27 protein-coding genes and 1 tRNA gene are annotated in these 26,238 nt (G+C 43.4%); 5 read left to right on the forward strand and 23 right to left on the reverse strand.

The annotated features are described in order from the left end of the window. Positions 1-53: 53 nt before the first annotated feature. Positions 54-680, reverse strand: a complete 627-nt coding sequence (locus tag AACV20_RS13565; RefSeq protein ID WP_038198255.1) for a TetR/AcrR family transcriptional regulator — start codon at positions 678-680, stop codon at positions 54-56. 447 nt (positions 681-1,127) lie between these two features. Here AACV20_RS13565 and AACV20_RS13570 point away from each other — a divergent pair, with 447 nt between their 5' ends. Together AACV20_RS13570 and AACV20_RS13575 are read left to right on the forward strand one after the other, a co-directional pair. Further along, positions 1,128-2,021 carry a pyridoxal-phosphate dependent enzyme gene (locus AACV20_RS13570; protein ID WP_170907465.1) on the forward strand — a complete coding sequence of 298 codons (894 nt, stop codon included), beginning with the start codon at positions 1,128-1,130 and terminating at the stop codon, positions 2,019-2,021. 29 nt (positions 2,022-2,050) lie between these two features. Beyond that, complete coding sequence (locus tag AACV20_RS13575) at positions 2,051-2,305, forward strand: DUF1496 domain-containing protein (protein ID WP_017050367.1); 255 nt, start codon at positions 2,051-2,053, stop codon at positions 2,303-2,305. 11 nt (positions 2,306-2,316) lie between these two features. Here AACV20_RS13575 and AACV20_RS13580 read toward each other — a convergent pair whose 3' ends face one another. From AACV20_RS13580 to AACV20_RS13605, 6 genes are all read right to left on the reverse strand, one after another. Beyond that, positions 2,317-3,768, reverse strand: a complete 1,452-nt coding sequence (locus AACV20_RS13580) for an NAD-dependent succinate-semialdehyde dehydrogenase (protein WP_170907466.1) — start codon at positions 3,766-3,768, stop codon at positions 2,317-2,319. A gap of 149 nt (positions 3,769-3,917) precedes the next feature. Next, positions 3,918-5,258: a GGDEF domain-containing protein gene (locus tag AACV20_RS13585; RefSeq protein WP_013856589.1), complete on the reverse strand. Its 1,341-nt coding sequence runs from the start codon at positions 5,256-5,258 to the stop codon at positions 3,918-3,920. Further along, on the reverse strand, positions 5,255-6,289 hold the full coding sequence (locus AACV20_RS13590) for an ABC transporter substrate-binding protein (RefSeq protein ID WP_019280927.1): 1,035 nt from the start codon (positions 6,287-6,289) through the stop codon (positions 5,255-5,257). The genes AACV20_RS13585 and AACV20_RS13590 overlap by 4 nt, the downstream gene beginning before the upstream one ends. Positions 6,290-6,477: 188 nt before the next feature. Next, positions 6,478-6,565, reverse strand: a tRNA-Ser gene (locus AACV20_RS13595). 168 nt (positions 6,566-6,733) lie between these two features. Further along, positions 6,734-7,183, reverse strand: a complete 450-nt coding sequence (locus AACV20_RS13600) for an L-alanine exporter AlaE (protein ID WP_017042265.1) — start codon at positions 7,181-7,183, stop codon at positions 6,734-6,736. A 237-nt stretch (positions 7,184-7,420) separates the two neighbouring features. Further along, positions 7,421-9,844 (reverse strand): hybrid sensor histidine kinase/response regulator, encoded by a 2,424-nt coding sequence (locus AACV20_RS13605; RefSeq protein ID WP_212752603.1) that lies wholly within the window; start codon positions 9,842-9,844, stop codon positions 7,421-7,423. Between the two features lie 161 nt (positions 9,845-10,005). On the opposite strand from AACV20_RS13605, the gene AACV20_RS13610 reads away from it, so the two are divergent. Beyond that, positions 10,006-10,587, forward strand: a complete 582-nt coding sequence (locus tag AACV20_RS13610) for a UPF0149 family protein (RefSeq protein ID WP_013856580.1) — start codon at positions 10,006-10,008, stop codon at positions 10,585-10,587. Between the two features lie 111 nt (positions 10,588-10,698). Here AACV20_RS13610 and nadA read toward each other — a convergent pair whose 3' ends face one another. The 16 genes from nadA to cysS form a co-directional block, all read right to left on the reverse strand. After that, positions 10,699-11,760, reverse strand: a complete 1,062-nt coding sequence (nadA, locus tag AACV20_RS13615) for a quinolinate synthase NadA (RefSeq protein WP_026028138.1) — start codon at positions 11,758-11,760, stop codon at positions 10,699-10,701. 133 nt (positions 11,761-11,893) lie between these two features. Beyond that, entirely contained in the window at positions 11,894-12,670 is a 777-nt protein-coding gene (ybgF, locus tag AACV20_RS13620; RefSeq protein WP_019280925.1) for a tol-pal system protein YbgF, read from the reverse strand. Positions 12,671-12,685: 15 nt separating this feature from the next. After that, on the reverse strand, positions 12,686-13,225 hold the full coding sequence (pal, locus tag AACV20_RS13625) for a peptidoglycan-associated lipoprotein Pal (protein WP_013856577.1): 540 nt from the start codon (positions 13,223-13,225) through the stop codon (positions 12,686-12,688). Positions 13,226-13,255: 30 nt separating this feature from the next. Beyond that, on the reverse strand, positions 13,256-14,593 hold the full coding sequence (gene tolB / locus AACV20_RS13630; protein ID WP_094146918.1) for a Tol-Pal system beta propeller repeat protein TolB: 1,338 nt from the start codon (positions 14,591-14,593) through the stop codon (positions 13,256-13,258). A gap of 27 nt (positions 14,594-14,620) precedes the next feature. Continuing rightward, complete coding sequence (gene tolA / locus AACV20_RS13635) at positions 14,621-15,691, reverse strand: cell envelope integrity protein TolA (RefSeq protein ID WP_017048055.1); 1,071 nt, start codon at positions 15,689-15,691, stop codon at positions 14,621-14,623. A 12-nt stretch (positions 15,692-15,703) separates the two neighbouring features. After that, the gene (gene tolR / locus AACV20_RS13640) at positions 15,704-16,147 is read right to left on the reverse strand and encodes a protein TolR (RefSeq protein ID WP_017050375.1); all 444 of its coding nucleotides are present in this window, start codon (positions 16,145-16,147) and stop codon (positions 15,704-15,706) included. A 3-nt stretch (positions 16,148-16,150) separates the two neighbouring features. Continuing rightward, a complete protein-coding gene (gene tolQ / locus AACV20_RS13645) occupies positions 16,151-16,834 on the reverse strand; it encodes a protein TolQ (RefSeq protein ID WP_013856573.1) in 684 nt (227 codons plus the stop codon). Next, positions 16,824-17,243: a tol-pal system-associated acyl-CoA thioesterase gene (gene ybgC, locus AACV20_RS13650; protein ID WP_170907468.1), complete on the reverse strand. Its 420-nt coding sequence runs from the start codon at positions 17,241-17,243 to the stop codon at positions 16,824-16,826. Before ybgC ends, tolQ begins: the two co-directional genes overlap by 11 nt. 179 nt (positions 17,244-17,422) lie before the next feature. Then, a complete protein-coding gene (ybgE, locus tag AACV20_RS13655) occupies positions 17,423-17,725 on the reverse strand; it encodes a cyd operon protein YbgE (RefSeq protein WP_013856571.1) in 303 nt (100 codons plus the stop codon). Beyond that, positions 17,718-17,825, reverse strand: coding sequence for a cytochrome bd-I oxidase subunit CydX (cydX, locus tag AACV20_RS13660; protein WP_000270284.1), 108 nt, complete (start codon positions 17,823-17,825; stop codon positions 17,718-17,720). The genes ybgE and cydX overlap by 8 nt, the downstream gene beginning before the upstream one ends. Positions 17,826-17,836: 11 nt before the next feature. Beyond that, entirely contained in the window at positions 17,837-18,973 is a 1,137-nt protein-coding gene (cydB, locus tag AACV20_RS13665) for a cytochrome d ubiquinol oxidase subunit II (RefSeq protein WP_170907469.1), read from the reverse strand. Between the two features lie 17 nt (positions 18,974-18,990). After that, the gene (cydA, locus tag AACV20_RS13670) at positions 18,991-20,577 is read right to left on the reverse strand and encodes a cytochrome ubiquinol oxidase subunit I (protein WP_170907470.1); all 1,587 of its coding nucleotides are present in this window, start codon (positions 20,575-20,577) and stop codon (positions 18,991-18,993) included. 472 nt (positions 20,578-21,049) lie between these two features. Beyond that, positions 21,050-22,054, reverse strand: coding sequence for a Holliday junction branch migration DNA helicase RuvB (gene ruvB, locus AACV20_RS13675; protein WP_017042275.1), 1,005 nt, complete (start codon positions 22,052-22,054; stop codon positions 21,050-21,052). Next, positions 22,051-22,671 carry a Holliday junction branch migration protein RuvA gene (gene ruvA, locus AACV20_RS13680; protein ID WP_013856566.1) on the reverse strand — a complete coding sequence of 207 codons (621 nt, stop codon included), beginning with the start codon at positions 22,669-22,671 and terminating at the stop codon, positions 22,051-22,053. The genes ruvB and ruvA overlap by 4 nt, the downstream gene beginning before the upstream one ends. A 100-nt stretch (positions 22,672-22,771) precedes the next feature. Continuing rightward, a complete protein-coding gene (ruvC, locus tag AACV20_RS13685) occupies positions 22,772-23,293 on the reverse strand; it encodes a crossover junction endodeoxyribonuclease RuvC (RefSeq protein WP_013856565.1) in 522 nt (173 codons plus the stop codon). Between the two features lie 81 nt (positions 23,294-23,374). Beyond that, complete coding sequence (gene cysS / locus AACV20_RS13690) at positions 23,375-24,757, reverse strand: cysteine--tRNA ligase (RefSeq protein ID WP_170907471.1); 1,383 nt, start codon at positions 24,755-24,757, stop codon at positions 23,375-23,377. A 179-nt stretch (positions 24,758-24,936) separates the two neighbouring features. Here cysS and AACV20_RS13695 point away from each other — a divergent pair, with 179 nt between their 5' ends. Then, positions 24,937-25,431 (forward strand): peptidylprolyl isomerase, encoded by a 495-nt coding sequence (locus AACV20_RS13695; protein ID WP_010319203.1) that lies wholly within the window; start codon positions 24,937-24,939, stop codon positions 25,429-25,431. 36 nt (positions 25,432-25,467) lie between these two features. Beyond that, positions 25,468-26,202 (forward strand): UDP-2,3-diacylglucosamine diphosphatase, encoded by a 735-nt coding sequence (gene lpxH, locus AACV20_RS13700; RefSeq protein WP_170907472.1) that lies wholly within the window; start codon positions 25,468-25,470, stop codon positions 26,200-26,202. Positions 26,203-26,238 lie beyond the last annotated feature (36 nt).

Raw genomic sequence — 26,238 nt, forward strand, 5'->3', positions numbered from 1 at the left:
TCAGATCCTTTTGTTCGCTTGGATTGTTACTTCTTATAATAGATTTAATTGGGTTAATCAGCCGCAACGCCGGCGGCTAAATAAGGAATAAGTAAGTCGACGACGGCTTTGGCATCCACTTGGTTGCCAAAATCACTTTCGGCAATCTCAGCCAATGCTTGGCTCGACGCCATGGTAAAAACACACGTGCCTAGCGTGAAGTGCAAACGCCAGAATAGAGTTTCAGGCGTCAGTTTTGGGTTCGCCTTCATCACTGACTGAGTAAACAGTGACAATACATCGTTGTAGCGTGTGGTGATAAACCAACGCAAATGACCTTGCACATCGGTATAGCCGCGGCCAATCAACAACATAAAACGGCTGGTACCATTGGGCCTAACATCATTCAACGCACGTAATGGTGTACGCAATGACTCAAACACTTCCGACATTTGATATTCATCTTGGGAGTTTAACTCCTGCAGCGCTTGTTGAACGGCTGGCATAAATGCTTCTAAATAACGATTCAACACTGCACGCACTAACGTTTTCTTATCACCAAAATGGTAGTTAACCGAGGCTAGATTTACTCCAGCTTTGCTGGTGATAGCTCGTAACGATGTATCGTTGAAGCCATGTTCAGCAAACAATCCCTCTGCAACATCTAGGATTTTTTCTTTGGTACTACTTCTTGGTGCCATTTCAATCACTCGTATCAAACAGGTGTTTGAAATATACTATCGACACAATTGATTAACAAGCAGTTAACATCACATTTTTACGAAATGATCGGAGCTGAAGAGTAAAATAGAAGTAAGCTAATGAAAGATAAATATTTTAAAAATAAATTGAAAAAAATGGCTTTAAGATGGAACTGATTGTGAAATGCTCAGTCTCAATAAGTGTAGTTAGCAGAGCATTAAGAATTTTACAGGCCGTCAAATTTTTCTTCTTACTGTAACTACCGATATGCTGCTTTTTCTTATTAACTCCTATGTTTATTTGTATCCGCCCAGCGCCTTTTGCTCTGGGCTTTTTTTTGCCGCATGAGAGGCAAAGCAGTAACTGACGAGCGATAAAATCGGCCAACACTGCAATTTTTGCTCAGGTCAGTATATACTACGGCCCTTTTCTGCTCGAAAATCATCATGAAACTGTCTGACACCCCCATAACGCAACATACTTTTGCCAATAACCGCTTCTATTTAAAACGTGATGATCAACTTCACAGCCATTTTTCCGGAAACAAAGCGCGTAAGTTCATGGCGTTATTGGATAGCGATCTCCCCGGCATTAGCACTTTAATCAGCTATGGTTCGGCGCAGTCGAATGCTCTCTATTCTCTGGCAGCTCTTGCGCGCATTAAAGGGTGGAAATTTGAGTTTTATGTAGACCACATTCCAACGTGGTTACAACAAAGGCCGATTGGCAACTATCGTGGTGCACTGGATTTAGGAGCGCACATCATCGAAGTTAGCCCCCTCAATATAATGGCCCCCGAGCAGTATATTGATACGATCCGTCAGCCTGATGCTTCATGCTTAGTCGTACCGGAAGGCGGTCGCTCAAAGGTGGCCGAAACGGGCATTAAGCAGTTGGCTCTAGAAATTCTCAACTGGATGAGGATGGAGACAAAAACGCAATTCGTCGTTGCGTTGCCCTCCGGGACAGGAACCACTGCGATCTACCTGCAAAAATATCTAAAACCGCACGGCATTGAGGTTCTGACCTGTGCTTGTGTAGGGGGAAATGACTACCTCATCCAACAATTTGACGAGCTTGAAGAGCGCCAGTACCCTACGATTATATCTACAGAGAAAAAGCATCACTTTGGACGATTGTACGAAGCCGATTATCGGATGTGGCAAAATCTACTTGAGCAGACTCATGTGGAATTTGATCTGTTGTATGATCCTATGATGTGGCAATGTTTGTTACCTTGGATGGAAGCTCATCCAGAGAAAACGGTGATTTATATTCATCAAGGTGGGTTACTGGGTAATGAAAGTATGCTGCCCCGCTATCAGCGGCAATTTGATTAACTACCTCACTATAAATTAGGAGATACACCATGCTGAAGTACTGTGTTTGGTTATTATTGATTGCTCCTAGCTTTGGCTACACGAAAGTAATCACTACCGCTTCGCTACCGGTTGTGGTGGCTACAGAAGGTAAAGCTTTGCAACGTGTTTGCTATTATAAGGACCAAGCTTATTCTATCGGTGCAGTGATTCAAGTCGGTGAGCTGTATATGATCTGCCAAGAGGCCAATGATTTTGAAACCAATGGCCCCTTAAGATGGGTGTTACTGACTCAACAAAAATAGTGAGAGGAGGATTAGTTTAAGCCTCCCATTAGGGTGTATTTCACTTCCAAATATTCGTCTAACCCCTGCTTTGCTCCCTCGCGGCCAAGACCTGACTCTTTGATGCCACCAAACGGTGCGACTGTAGTTGATATCAAACCTTCGTTAATACCAACAATGCCGACTTCCAGTGTCTCACTCAATCGCCAAGCCCGAGCCAATGACTGCGTATAGCAGTATGCAGCTAATCCAGAATCCGTGTGGTTTGCACGTTCAATCACTTCCTCTTCGTGAGAGAAACGGAACAAAGGTGCAAGTGGGCCAAAGGTTTCTTCTTGAGCCACCAACATCTCTTCTGTCATCTCAGTTAATACGTGAGGCTCAAACAAACGGCTACCGGCTTGAGGCAGAGTGCCATATTGCACTAAAGCGCCTTGCGCGGTGGCATCCGCAATATGTAATTTGACTTTAGCCACCGCCGCATCATTGATTAAAGGCCCCATTGTTACGCCCGATTCCAACCCATTTCCCACAATCAGCTTGCTGACTTTATCAACCAATTTTTTAACAAATTTATCGTACACGCCCTCTTGCACATAGATTCGATTGGCACAGACACAAGTTTGACCAGCGTTACGAAACTTCGCCACCATCACACCCTCTACGGCGGCATTAATGTCGGCATCATCAAACACAATAAAAGGGGCATTACCACCCAGCTCGAGCGACAACTTTTTGATGTTGTGCGCGCACTGTGCCATTAATATTTTCCCCACTCCTGTTGAGCCAGTAAATGAGAGTTTGCGTACCACTTTGCTGCTGGTTAATTGCTGCCCGATTGCGATTGCCTCTCCAGTCACCACTTGCAATAAGCCAGCGGGAAGCCCAGCACGATGCGCCAATTCCGCCAAAGCAAGAGCCGTAAAAGGCGTATCTGGTGCTGGTTTAAGTACCACTGCGCACCCAGCCGCAATCGCTGGAGCACATTTACGAGTCACCATAGCCGCAGGGAAATTCCAAGGCGTGATCGCAGCAACCACACCAATAGGTTCTTTCGATACCAGTATTCTTGCATCCGCTTTATGACTCGGGACAAGCTCACCATAAGCTCGTTTTGCCTCTTCGGCATACCATTCGACAAAGCTGGCAGCATAGCTGATCTCGCCTTTCGCTTCCGCTAAAGGTTTGCCTTGCTCGTTGGTTAAAATCAGTGCCAGATCATCGCTGTGTTCAACAATCAATTCATACCAAGATCTAAGCACTCTCGCTTTGTCCGCCGCTGGCTGTTTTTTCCACAGTTTCTGCGCAAGCTCTGCACCCTCAATCGCTTGTTGAACTTGCGCACTATCTAGCTGCGGAATCGTTCCAATCAGAGTGCCATCATAAGGGTTGTAAACGGTTGAGGTGAGCGAGTTGGATGCACAAACCCATTGACCATTGAGATAACATTGTTGTTTAAAAAGTTGAGGATCACGAAGCTGCATGACGATGCTCCTAGCGATAATAAGGGGAGAAGCACAGGGTAAAAGGAAACTGAGTCAGGTTCAATTGATAAACGGTATTATTCAGGGATTGCGACTATCTACTCATGCATCAGCCTCGACCCAGCCGCTTCCTATGCAGAAAAATGGCGTTAACTCACCACGTCTTCCACTGTAAAAACTCCCCTTAAGGGATCAATGTTTTGGCAATAAGTGTTACCAACCACCTCTTTCGCTTGATACATAGCCTCATCAGCTAAGGCCATTAAATGGTGCATACTATTGGTTTGTAAGGGGAAGTAGCTGATACCGACACTAACACCAACGGTTAGGCTTTGCCCTTCAAACTCAATGGGCAGCCCTAAGCATTTGATGATTTGTTTGACTTTCTCTGCGACAAAGTCGTACTCATCAATCAGATCGAGGCACACTACAAATTCATCGCCGCCAAGCCTTGCCGCAAAATCAGATTGGCGGATACTGGCCTCTAAGCGAATCGCGATTTGCTTTAAAATTTCATCTCCCGCGCAGTGGCCTTGAGTGTCATTGATGGTTTTGAAATTGTCCAAATCAATGAAAAGCAGCGCTAACTTCACCTTAGTCCTGTTGGCTTTCACGATGGCGTTATCCAACAACTTTTCAAACGCTCGCCGATTAAGTAGCCCCGTCAACGAATCATGTTCAGATAGAAACTGAAGCTGATCTTTTTGAATTTTTAACTCTGAGGTTTGCCGCTCAACCTCTAATTGCAATTCATCTTTTGTCACGGTTGTCGTTTTTAGTGAGACCTTCATATGGTTAAAAAAGTCAGCCAAAGCTACAAATTCAATATCCAGATTAACTGGTTCAATCTTGCTTTCAAGGTCACCATACGTCAAAGCTAGGATACCTTGTTTAATTGACGCAAACCCCCTTTTGAAACGTTTCAAAATCAACCAGGCAATGCCACTCACTAAGATTGAAAAAAATAATATTTTCAGTGCACTCAACATCAAGGTCATTTGTTGACTCTCAATGCTTTTTGCTAAGACTGATTTTTGTAAGTAAAACAACTCTTCAGTCATATTTTGCACAAGCATATTGTAACGTGAATGTAACAGCCCTTTCGCGCTGATTAGAGAGTTGCTTTTTGCTTCAGCATCTTGATGAGTAAGCTTTTTTTCTTGTTGCAGTAGGACGGCAAGGCTAGTATTCATGCGTTGTAAGTTTTCGATATGTTTGCCCATCATCTTATGATTAAGCAGTCTCTTGGAGAGGCTTTGCTGAGCAATATCAACCTGGTCCAAACTTGATACATCAGAATACTGCAGGAAAATCCAAAGTTGGCTACGCAACAAATCCACACTCAATTGGATCTGCATAATATCTTCTAGATCTTTTTTTGTTTGCTCTTGTTCTTTAAGTAAGCCCCACAGAGAAAAAGTGATCAAAAGGATTAGAAATGCCGTGGATGCGAACAATAATGTCAATTTACGTACAATCGAACTGATCATTTTATCGATACCTTAGTACGTAGCACTTCCTCGATCGGCTTGGAAGCAAGCACTGTCCGAAAATCCGGCTTGTCGCCCGTAACCATACCAGCCTCAATCGCCCATCTTGCTTGAAGCTGTAAGTTAGATAAAAGTGCATTACCTAACGACAAACGAAATACATAATCATTCCAAGACCACTCGAGTTGGGGTAACGGAATATTTAAGGCCTGTGCAATCACCTCTCTCGATTGTTCAGGATTGAGGTTAATCCATTCATTAGCCTCTTTTAATGCGCGTAATATTGCCACTATCTCGTCATGCGCCTCTTCGACGGTTGCTTTCATCGAAAGTAAATTAAACGACAAATGATAAATACCAGATAGCCCAAGGTTCAATACATCGGATGGTGCAGAGGTTTCAGTTTTATAACCGTAAGGTTCCCAAACAGAAATAGCATCAACTTGTGAGGAGAATAATGAGTCATTTAGCGCTTCTGGTGGTAAATAGACTTTTTCAACAGCCATCTCTTTCAGGTCACTGGCAATCAACAATGAATCAAAGTAAAACTCACTGGCACTCGCCTTAACGATGCCTACTTTTTTACCTTCCAAGTCACTCAGGTTAACAATGCCTAATCGCTCTAACGTGAGCAGCTTTAAATCGTTATCTGACTCAACAAAACTGGTTAATAGTGCAAAATCATTACGCTGGAAAAGCTTAAACATAACCACCGACTCAGAGGCAGTTGCATAGTCTACATTCCCACTAAACAAAGCTTGAGAACAGGCCACACCTCCAGAACAGGGCACTAGTTCGACATTCACCCCTTGTTGTTCAAAAAAACCCAAACTGTCGGCAATAATAAAGGAGGAAGAGAGTGGCGTTTGCGAAACCGCTATTCTTACTGCTTTACGCTCTTCAACACGGCTAGCATCATAAAAATGACCAAGTTGCCTATTAAAAATAGCAATAGTGACTACCAATACAACAATAGCCACTGCAACTTTATGAAAGGTCTGAGCTTTGTGCTTTTTCGTAACCATAGCCAATAAGTGAAATTAGTTTTATATATGACAGTTTAGCTCTGAATTGGGATTATTTTTGAGTGAATGGCTATTTAATAACTTTTAGCAGGGGATGCATTGAGATTGTTTAGATTAAACAGTGAGTTAAGCTTGAGTTAACATGGTATTTTACGCACAAAAAAACCGTAGACGATCGTCTACGGTTTAGAATATGGCGGTGAGCAAGAGATTCGAACTCTCGATACGTTGCCGTATACACACTTTCCAGGCGTGCTCCTTAAGCCACTCGGACAACTCACCAAATTATATTGTGGTTAGCGCATTTGGCTAACGAGGCGCTAATTTAATGATTCTATAGGATTAGGTCAAGCCAAAATAATAAAAAAGCCCACCACTTTGGTTCGTTTGACTACTTATTGACTTATTTGATGAAATTCAATACAAGCCTTTCTTCAGTGAGTGTCACGGTTAGGCGCTACGATGATAACCAGGGACACGGAACCAACGGCGGCACATATCTAAAAAATAGCCATAGAGAACGCCCATTCCACACGACACAATGGCATTGCTTGATACTGCGGTTATGATCTGCTCTGTAGATGCGCCTACAGCCCATAGAATGGCGGCATAGACCGGAGATTGAAATAGAACGTAAGCAACCAAATCCGAGACATTCTTCATTAAGCCAGTCTCAGACCATTGACGTCCCTGGCGCAGAATAAAGTCACGAAATACACCATAAGGCCATGCTATTGCGATATTAACTGGGATAGACAGTGTACGTGATGCTAGCGACTGTTCGAAGGTCATTCCAGAGATGAAAATTTCAATGATCATGCCTGATATAAAACAAAAAACAACCATTGCAAATGTGTCCGCCGCAGCATGACGAATACAAAATGGGCCACGAGCTTTCATTACTTCCCTCTACACAATAGATATAACTATTAAATATGCCAATCAGCAATACAGATACCTAGAAAATAACAACAAGCTAGATAATGAGGGAATTAGAACACATATTTTGTAGATTTAGTGACCAATTTTAATTAACTTAGGTAAATTTATAACCAATTTTGAATCGGAAACTAGAATCTAACGCTATTCTTTAAATTCCTGTTACAACGCATTCTTACTAAATCTCAAAATGGTTATTTAATTACAAAAATCGGAAAGCAATACCGTTAGCAAATCGACTTGCTGCTGTGTAGGTAACTGGTGTTTTTCTAAGCTTGTTTGGGTATCGATTAACACTTGATGAATATGAGTATTTTCAATCTCCGGCAACTGTTGTATCAAACGTTGAATCATGGCTAATGCAAGTTCTATGTTTTGATCTTCCACGGCCATATAAAACGTCACCAATGATTCCTCTGCTGAGCCTATCTTTAGCGGCATAGAGGACTCTGGATGATATTGATACAGTTTTTCGACAAATTGGAAAAGAGCATCATCTAATTCATTGTCATCAATGGGTTTGGTGACAATATAATCAGCGCCGGCCGACAACATTCGCTCACGAGTTTCTTTGAAAACATCAGCAGTACAACCAAAAATGAGCACATTACGTTGCTCCCCAACTAAGATCCGAATCGCAGACACCGCTTCTACGCCATCCATTACGGGCATATGGTTATCCATCAATATCAGGTCATAATTCCCGCCAACAACCGCTTGAATTGCCAATTCACCATTCTCAACACAATCGCATGTAAACCCTTTATTCTTCATAAAGGTTTCGATGATGATAGAGTTGGTCCGGTTATCTTCCACAATGAGAGCTTTCAGTCCTTGGTAATTAAGCTTGCGACGTGGCTTGACTTCAATGGTCCCGGGCGTCGTTGTTTCTATCGCTAGCATAACGTGAAAACTGGTACCAATTCCTAACTCACTGGTTACCGTGACTGTCCCATCCATTAGCTCTACAATTTGTTTTACAATTGCTAAGCCCAACCCCGTTCCACCAAAACGCCTTGTCGTCGATGATTCAGCTTGTTCAAATGGGCGGAATATTTTTTCCTGAGCTTCTTTTGCTATACCTATCCCCGAATCCCGTATCCGAATAGAAAGATACCGTTTATCTTCCATCTGCTGCTCTTTTAGAGTCACTTCGACAAAGCCGTGAGAGGTAAACTTAACCGCATTATTCAGTAAATTAAACAGAATCTGTCTCAATCGTGCTTTATCTGAGTAATACCAGCGATCGTGAACAATATCGCTGTAAATTCTAAACTGCAGTCCTTTTTCATTGCATAAGGTATGGTAAACACTGTTAATGCTACCAATCAGTGAATCCAAGGGGAAACGGGTGTTATCAAGTTCTAATCGCCCTTGTTCAATCTTGGAGAAATCGAGAATTTCGTTAAGCAGCACCATCATGTGCTCGCCAGACTCATACAGACTATTAAGGTGTTGCCTCTGTTCTGGGGAAAGCTCTGTTTTCAATAAGATTTGCGCGGTTCCTAAAACACCATTCATTGGAGTTCTGATTTCGTGTGACAGAGTTGCTAAGAAGGCACTTTTGGCTTGAGTGGAAGCTTGAGCTTTCACTTTTTCCGCTTCAAGATAAACGGTTTTTTGGTTAAATGAATCGATAAGCTGGCGGATCTCATCTTGGCTTCGATACGGCATATCGATAATACCGCCTTGTTTAGAATCACTCACTTTTTTGGCTATGATGGTAATCGGTTTGATCACATATTGATTGATCAAGTAATAACCGATCATAACGCAAACTAAAAGGATTGGAATGATACTCCGTTCGACATTCATCACCAGATCAAACACTTCGTCATTCACTAACCGATGGGCATTAATAACATCAACTCGCCATTCAAAATCACCAAAACCGAAATGACTTACGTTAGCTTCTTCACGTATTATAAAATTATGTTCAGTGATCAGGGAGCCCCCCGAATCACTTAAGGATACGCCAAGGTTATAAAGCTCCGCTTGACTGGCAATAAATGTGGCTAACCCCGCCAATGACAGATCGACTGTTGCTACTCCAGCAAATTCACCGTTAACGTAATAGGGCGATGAAGCCGTGATCATCTGAACGTGCGTATAGGCATCGACATAGACTTCTGACCATGCCACACTACCGACAGGCTTTTCTTTTGCTGCGTTGTACCACTCTTCGTTATCGTAACCATACGCTTCTTGATTGTTCCAAGAATGCAATTTGTCGACTTGACCGTCAGCGGCCCGATTATAAAACAGGCTACTGTATCGCTGCGATGCATTAATACTGTAGGGTTTCGGCCATAGCCCACCACTGACGACAACATCATCAAGTATAGTGAACAGCGAAGAGAGCATTCTGTCTTGCTCAGCTTGGTTAGTTGCAGCTTGCCCAAGGCTGACAATGCTTTGGAGCACACCAATAGAACGGTTGAGAGGTTCGCGAATTTGGGCTGATAACACTTCTGCACGAAGATCTAAATTCTGTTTTAATTCAGCTCGTAGTGGCGCTTCGACAATCCAATAAGTGACGGTACCTGTGATCGCAATAAAAAAGCAGAGATAAAAAGAAAGGGCGATAATGCTCTTCTTCTTCAATGAAATAGGTGCTCTCATAAATCCTTTCAATTTTTTCTTTTGTGCAAATTATAGTGAATAATCTTAGCGAGCAATATGTTGATTGTTGTAAAACCTCACTAAAGCCAACAAATTATCAGCAAAATTCGCACATTGTATCGCTTTAACGTTAAAATGGCTGCAAATACACTCGGCAACTGATGGGATCTGCTGTGAATTTACAAGAACTCCTTACCCAACCCGAACTAGAAGATAAATTGCTTAATGAGGCCAAAACTCAAGGTTTTGTCGCATCCATGGCGTCAGCGCCTAACTTGCTCCCGCCAGAGGAATGGCTCCCTTTTCTATGGGGGGGAGAAGAGATCGCGCCATTTAGCGAAGGCAAACAGCTAGAAACCTATTTCCAACTGATCGTTGAAATGTGGAATGACTATCGCCCTGCTTTGCTCGAAAATCAATGGAGCTGGCCTGCAGGTTGCTCACTCGATGAACAAGAAATAGTGACTGAACATGTCCGTGATTTTTGTGAAGGTTTTCTTCAAGGTTGGCAACTTACGCGTGATGATTGGGAAACGTTAATGCCTGAAGATAGCCAAGATAATGCGCTACTTGGGGGCGTGCTCCTTTCGCTGAGTATGCTTTATGATCCGGAGACGTCCTTAGCAACACTTTCCCAACAAGGTATGCAAGGACTCGACCAGTTTGAAGAAATCTATCAGGCCATACCGGTGATGTTGTGTGGCTTAACGCAGCGCGGCGCTCAGTTGGCACTAGAGCAATAACTTTGTTTTTGAATAGTTTTATTTTCGAATAACGTTAATTTCAAATCAATTTGCTTGCGATAAAAAGGCTCTGAATAAGAGCCTTTTTTCATCCACTACCGCCGAAAGGAATTAGGCATTCCCTTTGACTTGCAAATTTAACTGTTCAGCAAAATCCAACATACGGTTTAATGGGATGAGTGATTTCACTCTCACGGCTTCATCGACGAAAATTTCGTGATCTTTACCGCCTTCCATAAGAGCTGACTCAATCGCTCGAAGACCATTCATCGCCATCCAAGGACAATGCGCGCAGCTTCGGCATGTTGCCCCTGCCCCTGCCGTCGGTGCTTCAATCAATTCTTTCTCAGGGACTAACTGCTGCATCTTAAAAAAGATGCCTTTATCGGTTGCCACAATCATTTTCTGTTGAGGTAAGGATTTTGCTGCCTTAATCAACTGGCTTGTAGAGCCTACAGCATCCGCAAGTTCTACCACACTGGCTGGTGATTCTGGATGCACAAGGATGGCTGCATCAGGATACAGTGCTTTCATCTTACGCAATGCATCGGCAGAGAACTCGTCGTGTACTACGCATTCACCTTGCCAGAGCAACATCTTTGCGCCCGTTTTTTTCTCGATGTATGAGCCTAAATGGCGATCTGGCCCCCAAATTATGGGTTTATCTTCCGCATCTAAGTGCTCAACAATATCAAGTGCAATGCTCGATGTAACCACCCAATCGGCACGAGCTTTGACCGCCGCCGATGTGTTTGCATACACAACAACGGTATGATCTGGGTGTGCATCACAAAATTCTGTGAATTTATCGGCAGGACACCCCAGATCCAAAGAGCATTCTGCTTTTAAGGTTGGCATTAAAATGCGTTTTTCAGGGGTTAAGATTTTTGCTGATTCGCCCATAAATCGCACACCAGCGATGATCAATGTACTGGCAGGATGGCGATTACCAAACTTGGCCATCTCTAATGAATCACCAACAAAACCGCCGGTTTCTTCAGCGAGAGCTTGAATTTCAGGATCGGTATAGTAATGCGCAATTAATACAGCATCTTTTTCTTTTAAGAGTTGTTTGATACTTGCTGTATAGGCTTGTTTTTGCTCAACCGTCAGTGGAATGGGCTTTGGCGGAAATGGATAAATAGTTTCAATCGTATCTAATATGTGGCTCATTGCTCTTGCTCTACGCAACTTCCAAGAATCCGAGCATTGTACACCGCACCTAACGAAGGATCAAAAGCGATTCATAAATAGTGCCGTCGAAGAAAGAGGCCACAAGGCCTCTTTTTATTAACTCAAATTGTTATCAATTCAAATTCTCTTTAGCAACCTTGGCAGACGCACTTGTAGGGTATTCATCCACAACTTGCTGATAATACTTATTTGCTTGCGCAGTATTATTATTACGCTTGGCAATATCACCTAACTTAACCAGCGCATCAGCACGTTTATTGGAGTCACTGTAAGTGAGCACGGCGGCAAAACTTTGCGTCGCTTCTTTATCCTGCTTTTTCGCAAAATAGAGCTGCCCTAACCAGTAATGGGCATTAGACGCAAAATTAGAATCTGGATAATCTTTTTGAAACTGTTGAAACGCTGCAATAGCACCACTGTAATCCCTTTTCTTCAGGATTAAATCAACCGCATTCTGATAGGCAGTTTGTTCATCAACATTGCTGCTAAACGTTCCTGCAATATCAGTGTCCGTTGTCGGCTGTGACGAACTTGCGGTTGTATTCTTCATTTCGCCACGTACGCGATCTAACTCGATAAAGAGTTCACGCTGACGCTGCAACATTTGCTGCATATCGTAGCTATTACGCTCTAACTGGCCACGTAGTTCGCTGATTTCAAGTGCCATATCATCGAGCTGCTGCTGCATTTTGAGTTGAACGCTATTACGGTTTTCAAGCAGACGTTCAAGACGTTGTACATTAGATTCAGATGATGATTGTTGAGCACGAGATGTGCTTGCTGAAGAGCTATTGCTAAGATCGGATACTGGAGCTGGTGCAGCGAGTACTTGACCCGCTGCACTTGCCAGTAACGTAAGCGTTACAATTCGCTTTAAGTTACTGAACATGAGGCGATTCCTCGATTAGTATACGAGAACCGCGCGGCGGTTCTTCGCATACACTTCTTCAGATTGACCAAGAAGAAGTGGCTTCTCTTCGCCATAGCTAACGATCGAGATTTGGTCAGCTTGTACACCTAGCGCTTGTAGATATTTCGCTACAGCTTGTGCACGACGCTCACCTAGCGCGATGTTATATTCAGGCGTACCACGTTCGTCAGCATGGCCTTCGATGGTAACTTTCATTGCTGAATTTTTGCTTAGGTAAGCTGCGTGTGCAGCAAGCATATCTTCGTAATCACCAGCAATTGTCGCGTTATCAAATGCGAAATAAATGGTTTGAGTTTCACGAAGAGCTTGTTCCTTTAGCTCTTGTTCAGAGAGTTGGCCATTCGCATCAATTGGAGAAACTACAGTTGTATCAACGCTGTTTGCTGAACCTGAAGTAGACTGGTTAGTTTGAGTACCAGAAGCGTTTGTCGCTTCATCGCTTGAACTACATGCAGTTACTGCAAGTACTGGTAGCGCAATCAGTAGCCCTTTAAGAACTTTATTAAGTTGCATTTTTTTTCCTTACTTTTTGATACTTACTTGCTATAAAAACGGAGACCACGCAGGAGCCCTAACGCGACCATTTGTTGCCGGTAATCTAGCTTTGAAACGCCCATCTATAGACACCATCGAAAGTACATTCGCTTTGTTATAAATAGAACTGTATATGACCATACCACCATTGGGTGCAATACTTGGAGACTCATCGAGCAAAGTCTTTGTTAGAATTTGCACTGAACCAGTTTCCAAATCTTGTTTCGCCAGATTAAAACCCGAATTACTTCGGTTTACCATGACAAGGAATCGACCATCAGGCGTTATTTGTCCACCTAAATTCTGGCTGCCTTGCCATGTCAGACGATTGGTAGAACCGTCTGATAAATTTACTTGATATATCTGTGGTTTACCACCCCGATCCGAAGTAAATATTAGCGATTTACCATCAGGATGCCAGAACGGTTCTGTATTATTTGATCTGCCACTCGTTATTTGTTTCAGCTTCTTGGTTGCCAAGTCCAGAGTATAAACCTGTAAGCTGCCCGTTTTAGACAACACCAAGGCGAGAGTTTTCCCATCTGGTGAGAACCTTGGTGCCCCATTATGACGTGGGTACGAGGTCATTTTCTCTCTTTCGCCAGTATAAATATTCATGATGAATATTTCCGCTTGGCCGTTTTGGAAGCTCACATACGCCAGTTGCTTACCATCAGGTGACCAAGTCGGTGACATCAAAGGCTGTTTTGAACGAAGTACTAAACGTTCATTGTAACCGTCATAGTCAGCAACCCTTAGCTGGTAAGGATATTGTTCATCGTCGTTGACCACCACGTAGGCAATACGAGTGAGAAACGCACCCTTATCACCCGTGAGTTCTTGATAGACCAAATCTGAAATTCGATGCGCATACTCACGCATTCGGTTTGCTGGTACGGTGGCAACTTTATTGAATAAAACATGATCTTTAGAAAGCACCAACTGTCCATCGTTACTTAATGCTTTGCTTTGGCCTTGTGTCAGTTGACCACGCACTACATCTACCAATTGGTAGTTGATGACATAGTTACCTTCTGCATTTTGCGTAATGCTACCAGTGAGCAAAGCATCAACACCAATACTGGTCCAAGCATCAAACTTCACATCGGTTTCATTGTAAGGCGTTTGTGGCATTTTGCTGGTCGCAATCGGGCTGAATTTACCACTACGTTGCAAGTCTGACGCGATCACCGCAGAGACATCCTGCGGTAATTTTGTTTTGCCTTCCCACTTAAACGGTACGATAGCAATCGGCCTTGCTGAATTAATGCCGTCGGTGATCACAAGCTCCAATGCGGCGTTGGCGAGCTGTACACTACTTGCGATGACAAGTAAGCATCCTAACATCAATCGCTTTAACACAAGCTTTTCCTTTTAATTTGGTTCTACAGTTAAATTAATGTTTTTCAATTGATTGACTACATCAAGATCATCTTTGGGCAGCGGAAACGTCCCCACCTGCGCCACAGCACGTTTTGTCGCCGCGCATAACCTTGAGTCACCATCAATAATGCTTAGATTACCGACTATTGCTCCAGTTCCCGTTGGAATGAGCCGTAGGTTCACTTTGCACTGTTTACTTTTAAAACTGTCTTCAATCAGCAAATTTTGTTGAATGAGCTGCGTATAGATTGCTCCATACCGCTGAGCTTCGTTCATTACAAATTGGGAACGAGCTGAGCTATTTTGCTCTGCTTCTGTTTCTAACCCAGAAAAAATGTTATTCAGCGCCGCTTCTTGTTCTTTGCGTTCACGCTCCAATCTCTCTAGACGTGCTTTCTCTTTTTTTGCATTTTCGGCCGCTTTCTTCGCCTCTTGTTCTTTGGCTATTCGCTCTTTCTCGGCTCGCTCTGCTGCTTCTCGCTCTTTACGAGCTTTCTCTTTAGCTTGTTCTGCCTCTTTTTCACGGGCAATGCGTTCTTTTTCCGCTTTCGCAATTTCAGCCTCTTTAGCGATGCGCTCCTGTTCTGCTTTTTTTACCGCTTCTTCTTTTATCTTACGTTCCGTTTCCGCTTTTACCGCTCGCTCTTTTTCTTTCCGAGCTCGTTCTTCTGCCACTTTACGCTCTTGTTCTTTTTCGGCACGTTGCTTTTCAGCTTCTCTGGCCGCTTTCGCTTCCTGAGCTTGTTGTTCTTTTAGTTGGCGAATATTCTCTTCTTCCGCCTTGCGGTTTTTTTCCAACTGCTCACTTTCGCGGCGTAACTTATCCAGCCGATCCTGCTCTTTTTTGGCAGCAGCTTCACGCTGGTTACGAATTTGCTGGGCCTGTTTTTGTACCAATTGTGGATCAATCACCACAGCTTGAACCATCTGCCCTGCAGGCTCGGGCTTAGTTAGGCTAAAATCCGAACCCCATAACAAAGCAATGATCAACACTATATGCAAAACAGCCGAGATAATGATGGGCTTTTTGTAATCGCTTTTTTTGGATTTATGATCTTTCATGAACAGTACAAACTATCCTTTAATTTCGGTTAGCAGACCTACTTTTGAAATGCCCGCACGATTCAATTCATCCAGAACCAGTATCACTTCTGCATAAGGCGTTGCAGCATCACCGCCAACCGCAACCGGTGAATCCGGTTTCAACGACAATTCAGCTTTGACTCTAATGATGACATCTTGCAGCGAAAGACCCCGCTCGACTTCCTCATTATTTACGCTCAACCCGAGACGACCTTCTTTATCTATTTCCACGATGATAAAACTACTATCACTGTCGCCTTTCAGATCAGATGCCGACTTTGCCGTAGTGGTTTTAGGAAGTTCGACATCAACGCCTTGAGTGACAAACGGCGATGTCACCATAAAAATAATCAGCAACACGAGCATAACGTCGATATAAGGGACAACGTTAATCTCAGCTGTCAACTTGCGTTTTTTACGCTGGTAACCCACCATCGTCTATTCCCTACCAGCCATCGCTTGGCGGTGAAGAATGCTATGAAATTCTTCAGAAAAGGTGGCGTAATTATGCTCTAATTTGCTGACTTTATTGCTCAACCTGTTGTAAGCCATCACCGCAGGAATAGCCGCAAATAAACCCATGGCGGTCGCAATCAGCGCCTCTGCAATACCAGGAGCCACCATTGCTAACGTCGCTTGCTTCACCGCACCTAACGCAATAAATGAGTGCATGATTCCCCATACCGTACCAAATAATCCAATGTATGGGCTGATAGAACCCACGGTCGCTAGAAATGGCAGACTGGTCTCTAACTCGTCCACTTCCCTTGCGACAGCAACTCGCATCGCACGTCCCGTCCCTTCCATAATGAAATCGGGTGAAGTGGCGTTAGTCTTGCGTAAACGTGCAAATTCGGTAAAGCCAGAATAAAAAATCTCTTCTGTACCCAAAAGTTCATCTTTACGCTTTTTGACATCTTGATAAATAACGGATAAGTCAGTACCAGACCAAAATTTGTCTTCGAAAGCATCAGCGTTCTTTTCTGCTTGGGAAAGAACTTTACTACGTTTGATGATCATCGCCCACGAAACGATAGACATCCCCAAAAGGATTAGCATCACCATCTTGACCAATAAGCTGGCTTGCAAAAACAGATCGAGAATTGAGATATCAGCAGTCACTATGGGTTAACTCCAAAATTATTGATTGAGGCATCGCTTTTGGCCTCATGTTCTGATTGTGGATGCATGCTACCTTAACTATTGCTTTACACAATACTTTACCTTCAGGATTGACGAGCTCCTGACAGAAGATCAGTGAGGCTTTTTTCAATGCCGAAATCACAGTATTTATCGTCAGCATATCGTCTAAACGTGCAGCTTGTAGAAAATCGATGTCAACGTGCCTGACCACAAAACCAATGTTCTGCTGCAAAAGCGTCTGCTGAGACACTCCAACTGCGCGTAACATTTCAGTTCGGGCTCGTTCAAAGAATTTAAGATAGTTTGAGTGATAGACGACACCACCAGCATCCGTATCTTCATAGTAAATCGTTACAGGCCAATGAAAGGCTGAGGCTGTATTTTGCACAAAGGTTCCAACACATATGCAGATTTAGGCGGATACTATAACGCAACTCATTGACGTTAGTACAAGCATTGAGTGGACTTTTACAAAACTTGAAACAAAAAATTAGTGCTGTCTCAAAGAGGCAGCACTAATGTGGGTCGTTAATCAACCTTCGACAGGTTATTCATACACAGTAAATATCAAACTAGTCGAATAATCGTTAGGTAAATTAAGATCGATAATGAAATGTAGGGGCTAAACAATAATTGCCAAAACCATTTGCGTGGTCTAAAGCCAACACCAAAAACCATACTTGCACACAGCGCCCATATCATGAGTGGTGAAATAACCGCGTTAAAACCACCAATGCTCTGAGAATACAACTCGGGATCCCACATAATCATGGCGATATGATAAAAACCAAGCAAGAGCGATAAGACTCTGAGCAGAGTCTTATCAACCAGTTTATGGTACTCAGTGACTTGCATTGCAAGTTTACTCACTGTCTTTGTCCATCATTTCAGAATGCTCTAACCAAAGAGCGTTGATGATGCCAAATGCACAAGCTAAAAGCACACCTAGAATCCATGCGAAATACCACATATCTATGCTCCTTAGTAAAGTGAGTTTTTGTTTTCTTCAATAAACTTGCTATCAAGACGACCAAACATCTTGTAGTAAGTCCAAGTGGTGTAACCAAGAATGATAGGTACCATTACAAAAGCGACCACTGTCATTAAGTTCAACGTCAATTCACTCGATGTTGAGTCCCACATGGTCAAGCTGTTACTTGGTACTAAGCTTGAAGGCATGATAAATGGGAACATCGCAAAACCAGCGGTGAAAATCACACCCGCATTGGCTAAGCTAGAAGCCAAGAATGCGAGACCACCTTTTTCAAAACGCGACGCCAACACAGCAAGTAGTGGCATGGCAACACCCAAAGCTGGTGCGATCCATAGTAATGGGTAAGCGTTGAAATTAGCCATCCACGCCCCCGCCTCACGTATCACTTCTTTATTGAGTGGGTTTGATGCAGCATGTGTATCAATTACGCTGGTAATCACGTAACCATCGATGTTTTGGATCCAAAACCCTGCAGCGACGAAAGTAACAGTAACCAACAAGCCCATTAGTTGAGCGACGCCACGAGCGCGTGCATGCAGCTCATCGGTGGTTTTCATCTGTAGCCAAGCGGCACCTTGTAAAATAATCATAAACAAGCTGACTAAGCCACAAAGCAGAGCAAATGGGTTCAACAGACCAAAAAATGAACCGTGATACGTTGGCATCATGAAATCACTGAGTTGGAATGGCACGCCTTGTAGTAAGTTGCCAAAGGCAACACCAAAGATGACTGGTGGTACAAAGCCACTAATTGAAATACAGATATCCCAAGTATTACGCCACTTTGGATCTTCAATTTTTGAACGGTAATCCAAACCGATCGGACGAAGCCATAATGCAGCCAATGTAACAATCATAGCCAAATAAAATCCGGAAAATGATGTCGCATAGACTAACGGCCAAGCCGCAAACAGTGCACCACCTGCCGTGATAAGCCAAACTTGGTTACCATCCCAGTGTGGAGCAATAGAGTTGATCATGACACGACGCTCACTGTCATTCTTACCAATGACTGGAACAAGAGCACCAACGCCCATGTCAAAACCATCTGTGATTGCAAAACCAACCAGCAGTACGCCGATCAGCACCCACCAAATTAGTCGCAAGATTTCGTAATCAAACATTATTCTATCTCCCTGCCTTATGCTTCGACTTGACGGCTAACTCTGTCTTCAACAGAGTTTGCGTTTTGCTCAAAGTGATAACGACCAGTTTTCAGGCTGCTAGGCCCTTTACGAGCAAATTTAACCATCAGGTAAACTTCAGCAATCAAGAACACTGTGTACAGTGCAAGAATCGCAAACAATGAGGTCCATAATTCGCCCAGAGTTAGCGCAGAAGCAGCAACATTGGTCGGCAATATTTCACCAACAGCCCATGGTTGACGGCCATATTCAGCAACAAACCAACCCGCTTCAATTGCAATCCACGGTAGAGGAATACTGAACAAGGCGGCTTTAAGTACCCATTGTTTTTGCTCAATTTTCTGACGGCAAGTTTGAATAAATGCTGCACCAAAGACAAATAGCATCACAAAACCGACACCAACCATCAGGCGGAATGACCAAAATAGTGGCCATACGGTTGGAATTGAATCATCGGCGGCGGCTTGAATTTGCTCTTCCGTTGCATCGTTCACTTTGTCGGTATAACGTTTTAGCAATAAGCCGTAGCCCAAATCGCCTTTCACTTCTTCAAAAGCGGCAATGTTTGCTGGTGATTTTTCGCCTGCACGTAATTTTTCTAACAGTTCATAGGCATACATACCGTTACGAATTCGGTCAACGTGTTGATCGCGTAGATCGCGTAACCCTGTGACTTCGGTATCCAGTGAACGTGTAGCGATAATACCCATCACGTACGGAATTTTCACTGCATAATCGGTGTGCATGGCGTCTTGGTTAGGCAAACCAAACAGTGTAAATGCAGCTGGCGCAGGTTCCGTGTGCCACTCAGCTTCAATCGCAGCCAGCTTCACCTTTTGAACTTCACCCACTTCATATCCTGATTCATCACCAAGCACAATCACGGACAAAATAGCGGCCATGCCGAATGATGCAGCGATAGCGAATGAGCGGCGTGCAAACGCAACGTCTCGACCTTTCAGCAAGTAATATGAACTAATACCAAGAATGAACATCGCGCCAGTGGTGTAACCAGAAGCTACGGTATGCACAAATTTCACTTGAGCGACAGGGTTGAAAACGACTTCAGCAAAGCTAACCATTTCCATACGCATAGTTTCAAAATTGAATTCTGCGCCAACTGGGTTTTGCATCCAACCATTCGCAATCAAGATCCAAAGTGCCGAGAAATTGGACCCCAAAGCAACCAACCAAGTCACGCCCAAGTGCTGGCGTTTTGATAGTCTATCCCAACCAAAGAAGAACAAACCGACAAAGGTTGATTCTAAAAAGAAGGCTACAAGTGCTTCAATCGCAAGAGGGGCGCCAAAAATGTCACCTACATAGTGGGAATAGTATGACCAGTTTGTACCGAACTGGAACTCCATAGTGAGGCCAGTGGCCACCCCAAGGGCAAAGTTAATACCAAAAAGCTTACCCCAGAACTTTGTCATGTCCTTATAGATTTGCTTATCAGTCATTACATACAAAGATTCCATGATGGCTAAAAGAAAAGCCATACCTAGAGTCAATGGAACGAACAGGAAGTGATACATCGCTGTCAGTGCAAACTGCAACCGCGATAGATCAACGACGTCAATCATGGTAACTCCTTTGTGCCGGCTGAATGACACTTTTGACATGCTAAACGGGTTAAAATTCCTCAAAATCCATCAGTGATATAACCTCATCAAATGTTGAAAAATATCAGAATTTTGTTGCAAGCATGTACCGTTATGGTTAGTTAATTGTTAAGCATCAGCTAATATAGCTGAGACTAATACTACTTCTAAATGCAGGTTGTTTCAAAAGATTTATGGGAGAAAAACGCCTTGATTTACATCAATTTTCACGCGGCAAATCTGAACAAAAAAAGAACAAAATGATCCACATCAAAGGAAGAATGAAATTGTTGTGAGTATTTAGTGAAAGGGATAGAAATTAATACAACGAATCACACAGAGAGTTAACAATACACTTCACATCATTAACTCTTTAGTGATAAGGAAATTATCATAAATAAGATGTAGTTCACACTTTGTGCTTACCACCTAAAAATGACGATGAGGTGTAAACTTATTTTTCAATTCCGAAGTGAAGATAGGCGCGATCGGTCGCCATTCGTCCTCTTGGTGTCCGTTGTAAATAACCTTGTTGGATAAGAAAGGGTTCTAACACATCTTCAATGGTATCTTTTTCTTCGCCGATTGCAGCGGCTAGGTTATCGAGACCAACAGGGCCACCGCCAAATTTGTCCATAATCGCTAGTAATAGCTTTCTATCCATATAGTCGAAACCTTGGCTATCAACATCCAACATGTTTAGCGCTTTATCTGCAGTCTCTATACATATGTGCCCGTTGCCTTTTACTTCAGCGTAATCTCGAACTCGGCGCAATAAACGGTTGGCAATCCGAGGCGTTCCCCTTGCTCTCCTAGCCACTTCAAGTGCACCATCCGCTTCCATCGACAATCCTAAACAGTCCGCGCTTCTTTGCACTATGTACTGTAGATCATCAATTTTGTAATACTCAAGGCGCTGTACAATACCAAAGCGATCACGCAAGGGTGAGGTTAACGAGCCAGCGCGAGTTGTTGCCCCAATCAGCGTAAAAGGGGGTAAATCGATTTTAATGGACCGAGCGGCTGGACCTTCGCCAATCATTATATCGAGCTGGTAATCTTCCATTGCGGGATAAAGAATTTCTTCAACCACCGGACTTAAGCGATGAATTTCGTCAATAAAAAGAACGTCGTTCTCTTCAAGGTTAGTCAGTAATGCCGCCAAATCGCCTGCTTTTTCCAATACCGGACCAGAAGTTGTGCGGATATTCACTTCCATCTCATTGGCAACGATATTGGCTAATGTTGTTTTTCCAAGCCCTGGAGGGCCAAAAATCAGGAGATGGTCGAGTGGTTCGCTGCGCATTTGTGCCGCTTTAATGAAGATTTCCATTTGATTGCGTACATGATCTTGGCCACGATAATCCGCTAATTTTTTGGGACGAATCGCGCGATCAATAATATCTTCATCTTTAAAAATAGGGCTATCAGGAGCAATTAAGCGATCAGCTTCAATCATACCATTGCTCTCAAGGCTTCTTTAATCAGCGCTTCACTGGTCATGTCAGCTTTCATTACTTGTGCCACTACTTTAGAAGCTTGTTGAGGCTTATAACCCAAAGAAAGTAACGCACTGATCGCTTCTTCTTCCGCATTGCTCGTGAGCGCTTCCAAGGAATTGTTATCGACTGGTGCAGCGTCAGTAGCGGGAGTGAAGAGGTCACCGGCTCCCCAACCTTTCAGCCTATCTTTCATCTCAACAACCAAACGTTCAGCGGTTTTTTTACCCACGCCAGGAAGCTTAACTAATGTGGAGATATCTTCACGCTCAACGCATGAAACAAATTGACCGGCCGTCATTCCGGACAAAATACCCAAGCCTAATTTTGGCCCGACGCCATTCGCTTTAATCACTTCACGAAATAAAGCTCGCTCTTTTACCGTGTTGAAACCATATAAAAGCTGTGCATCTTCTCGGACCACAAAATGGGTATAAATGACTGCTTCTTCGCCCAATTTAGGGAGTTCATAGAAGCAACTCATTGGCATTTGGACTTCATAACCAATGCCAGCGACTTCAATCAATAGCTCTGGAGGTTGCTTTTCAATCAGAATGCCGCGAAGACGTCCAATCACAGGAAATTCCTTAGAGAAATGAGGTTATTTGACTCGGATGATAATAAATAACTGGATGTATAGCCAGTAGAAAAATACCACCTCGCTCGAGATCGGTTTTTCAGCGATATCGGCCTTTTTTAGCACTGCTTGCCCGCCCAGCTAACGCAATCAAGGTTTTATTGGTATTCGCATGACAAATTGCCACACCCAGAGCATCAGCGGCATCCGCTTGTGGCTTAGCCGATAATTTGAGCATTTGCTGGACCATATGTTGCACCTGCGCTTTATCAGCACTACCCGTACCAACTACAGATTGTTTAACCAGTCGAGCGGCATATTCATAGACTGGAAGATCCGCATTCACCGCCGCCACGATAGCACTGCCCCTTGCTTGCCCGAGTTTGAGTGCTGAGTCCGCATTCTTTGCCATAAATACTTGCTCAATGGCAAAAACATCAGGCTGAAACTGTGTGATGATTTCCGTCACGCCAGCGTAAATTTGCTTGAGCCGCCCAGGTAACTCTTTTTCGGAGGTACGAATACATCCACTACCAAGATAGTACAAATATCGTCCATGCTGCCTGATCACACCATAACCTGTGATTCGCGAACCGGGATCTATACCTAAAATAATTGACATGAAAACCTTAATCGTGGACGAAAAACAAAATGGGCTTAACCAATAAAGTTCAAGCCCATCATCGACAAGTTAACTGCCTGATTATTTACGACGCCAAGTAGTCCCACTTGGGCCATCTTCTAAAATGATGCCGAGTTCGTTCAACTTATCGCGTGCCACGTCAGCATTAGCCCAATCTTTTGCTGCACGTGAGTCATTACGCAGTTTGATCAAAGCTTCAATCTCAGCCACTTGTTCGTCGCCATTAGTGTCCCCTTTAAGAAACGCTTCTGGATCTTGATGCAAAATGCCAATCACATCGGCAAGCTCACGCATAAGTGCGCCAAGAGCGCTGGCTTGCTGAAGATTTTCTGTCTTCAACTTGTTGATATCACGTGCCATATCAAACAAGACGGAATAAGCCTCTGGCGTATTAAAGTCATCATTCATCGCCATCGTAAAGCGACTGACATACTCCTCACCACCTGCAACTGCTACGGTTAAATCCAACCCTCTCAACGCTGTGTATAGACGCTCTAGCGAGGCACGCGCTTGTTTTAGGTTATCTTCGCTGTAATTTAATTGGCTGCGATAATGGCCCGACATCAAGAAATAGCGCACCGTTTCCGCATCATAGTGAGCAAGTACATCGCGGATTGTGAAAAAATTCCCTAATGATTTAGACATTTTTTCTCTATCCACCATCACCATACCACTGTGCATCCATGTGTTCACATAGGGAGTGTCATGTGCGCAGCATGATTGAGCAATTTCATTTTCATGGTGAGGAAATTGCAAATCAGAGCCTCCACCATGGATATCAAAGTGGTTACCCAAAATCGCTGAATTCATCGCCGAACATTCGATGTGCCAGCCCGGGCGTCCTTCTCCCCATGGGGATTCCCAAGTGGGCTCGCCCGGCTTCGACATTTTCCACAACACAAAATCAAGTGGGCTACGCTTAGCAAGATCAACATCAACACGAGCGCCCGCTTGAAGCTGATCGAGATCTTGTTTGGATAACTTGCCGTATTCGTCAAATTTGCTGACTTCAAACATCACATCACCATTAGAAGCAACGTAAGCAAAACCGCGTTCAATCAGTCGTTGCACCAAGCCTATGATTTCTTGGATATAAGCGGTTGCACGAGGCTCGACATCTGGACGTTTCATATTCAATGCATCAAAATCTGCATGCATGTCTGCGATTAAGCGCTCGGTTAGCGAATCGCAAGATTCACCATTTTCGGCAGCACGTTTAATGATTTTGTCATCAATATCAGTGATGTTACGCACAAATGTAAGGTCATAGCCTAAGTAGCGCAAGTAGCGAGAAATCACATCAAAAGAAACGAAGGTGCGACCATGGCCAATATGACAGAGATCATAAATGGTGACTCCACAGACATACATACCCACTTTGTTGGCATGAATTGGTTTGAATTCTTCTTTTTGTCTAGTGATTGAGTTATATATTTTCAGCATGATCTCTATCTAATAACTGTTTGAACTAAAATGGCTTCACAGTATAACAACTCTAGCCTAGCTTGGTCATCCTTATTCTCTCGCAATAATACGGCCCATAAAGACATTTGTTGATTTGAATGTGTCCAAAGTTCAGTTAAAATCCGGGCCTCAACGAAAAATAGATAAAGGTAACTATCATGATCATCCTTCACACGAATTTTGGTGATATTAAAATTCAACTTAATGAAGAAAAAGCACCAGAAACAAGCGCAAACTTTCTACAGTACTGCCGTGACGGTTTTTACGATAACACTCTGTTCCACCGCGTTATCGATGGATTCATGATTCAAGGCGGCGGCATGACCTCTGGCCTAAAAGAAAAAACAACTCGCGCAACGATTAAAAACGAAGCCAACAATGGCCTAAGCAATAAGATCGGTACTCTTGCCATGGCGCGCACTATGGATCCACACTCTGCAAGTTCTCAGTTTTTCATCAACGTGAACAACAACACATTCCTAGATTTTCGTTCAGAAAGCCGAGATGGCTGGGGCTACTGCGTGTTCGCTGAAGTGATCGAAGGTATGGATATTGTGAACAAAATAAAAGCCGTGAGCACAGGCTCTATGGGCATGCATCAAGATGTTCCACTAGAAGAAGTGTTCATTTCTGGCACAACCATCGAAGAGTAACGGTAAAAGGAGCGCTATGCGCTCCTTATTTTTATTATGCATACACTATTTATTTCTGATTTACACCTAAGCCCTTCTCGACCAGATATCACTGACTGTTTTATCCGTTTCATGCGCGAAGAAGCCATTCATGCCGATGCACTGTACGTGCTTGGCGATCTTTTCGAATTTTGGATAGGTGACGATGATAATTCACCTTTCGCCAACCAAATAAAATCGGAATTTAAGCAACTGACTCGCGGAGGGGTTCCTTGCTATTTTACTCAAGGAAACCGCGACTTCTTGCTTGGCAAACGATTTGCGAAAGAAACCGGAATCACTCTTCTCCAAGAAGAACAAGTAATTGACCTTTACGGGAAAAAAGCCGTGGTGTTGCATGGTGATACACTCTGTATTGACGATATAAAGTATCAAGCCTATCGAAAGAAGGTTCACCAGCCTTGGCTACAATGGGTATTTAATCGGCTGCCATTTTTTGTAAAGGTTCGTATTGTGGGTAAAGTACAGTCGGGCATCCATAATGATAAGCAAATGAAATCTATGGATATTATGGATGTCACACAAAGTGAAGTGGATAGAGTTCTGACCCAGTATAGGGTCGATTTAATGATTCATGGCCATACTCATCGACCAGAGATTCATCACAGAAATCAACTTCATGGCACCGCAACGCGAATTGTTTTGGGTGACTGGTACACTCAAGGCTCAGTCTTAGTCTATGCTAATGATGGTTACGAACTGCAAACTCGGCCATTTAGTTCTAAAAACTGATGCCAAGTCGCACTCTGATACTATTAATTGTTCGTA

Origin of the sequence: Vibrio sp. B4-6 (assembly GCF_963888245.1) — a bacterium.
Taxonomy (GTDB): Bacteria; Pseudomonadota; Gammaproteobacteria; order Enterobacterales; family Vibrionaceae; genus Vibrio; species Vibrio anguillarum.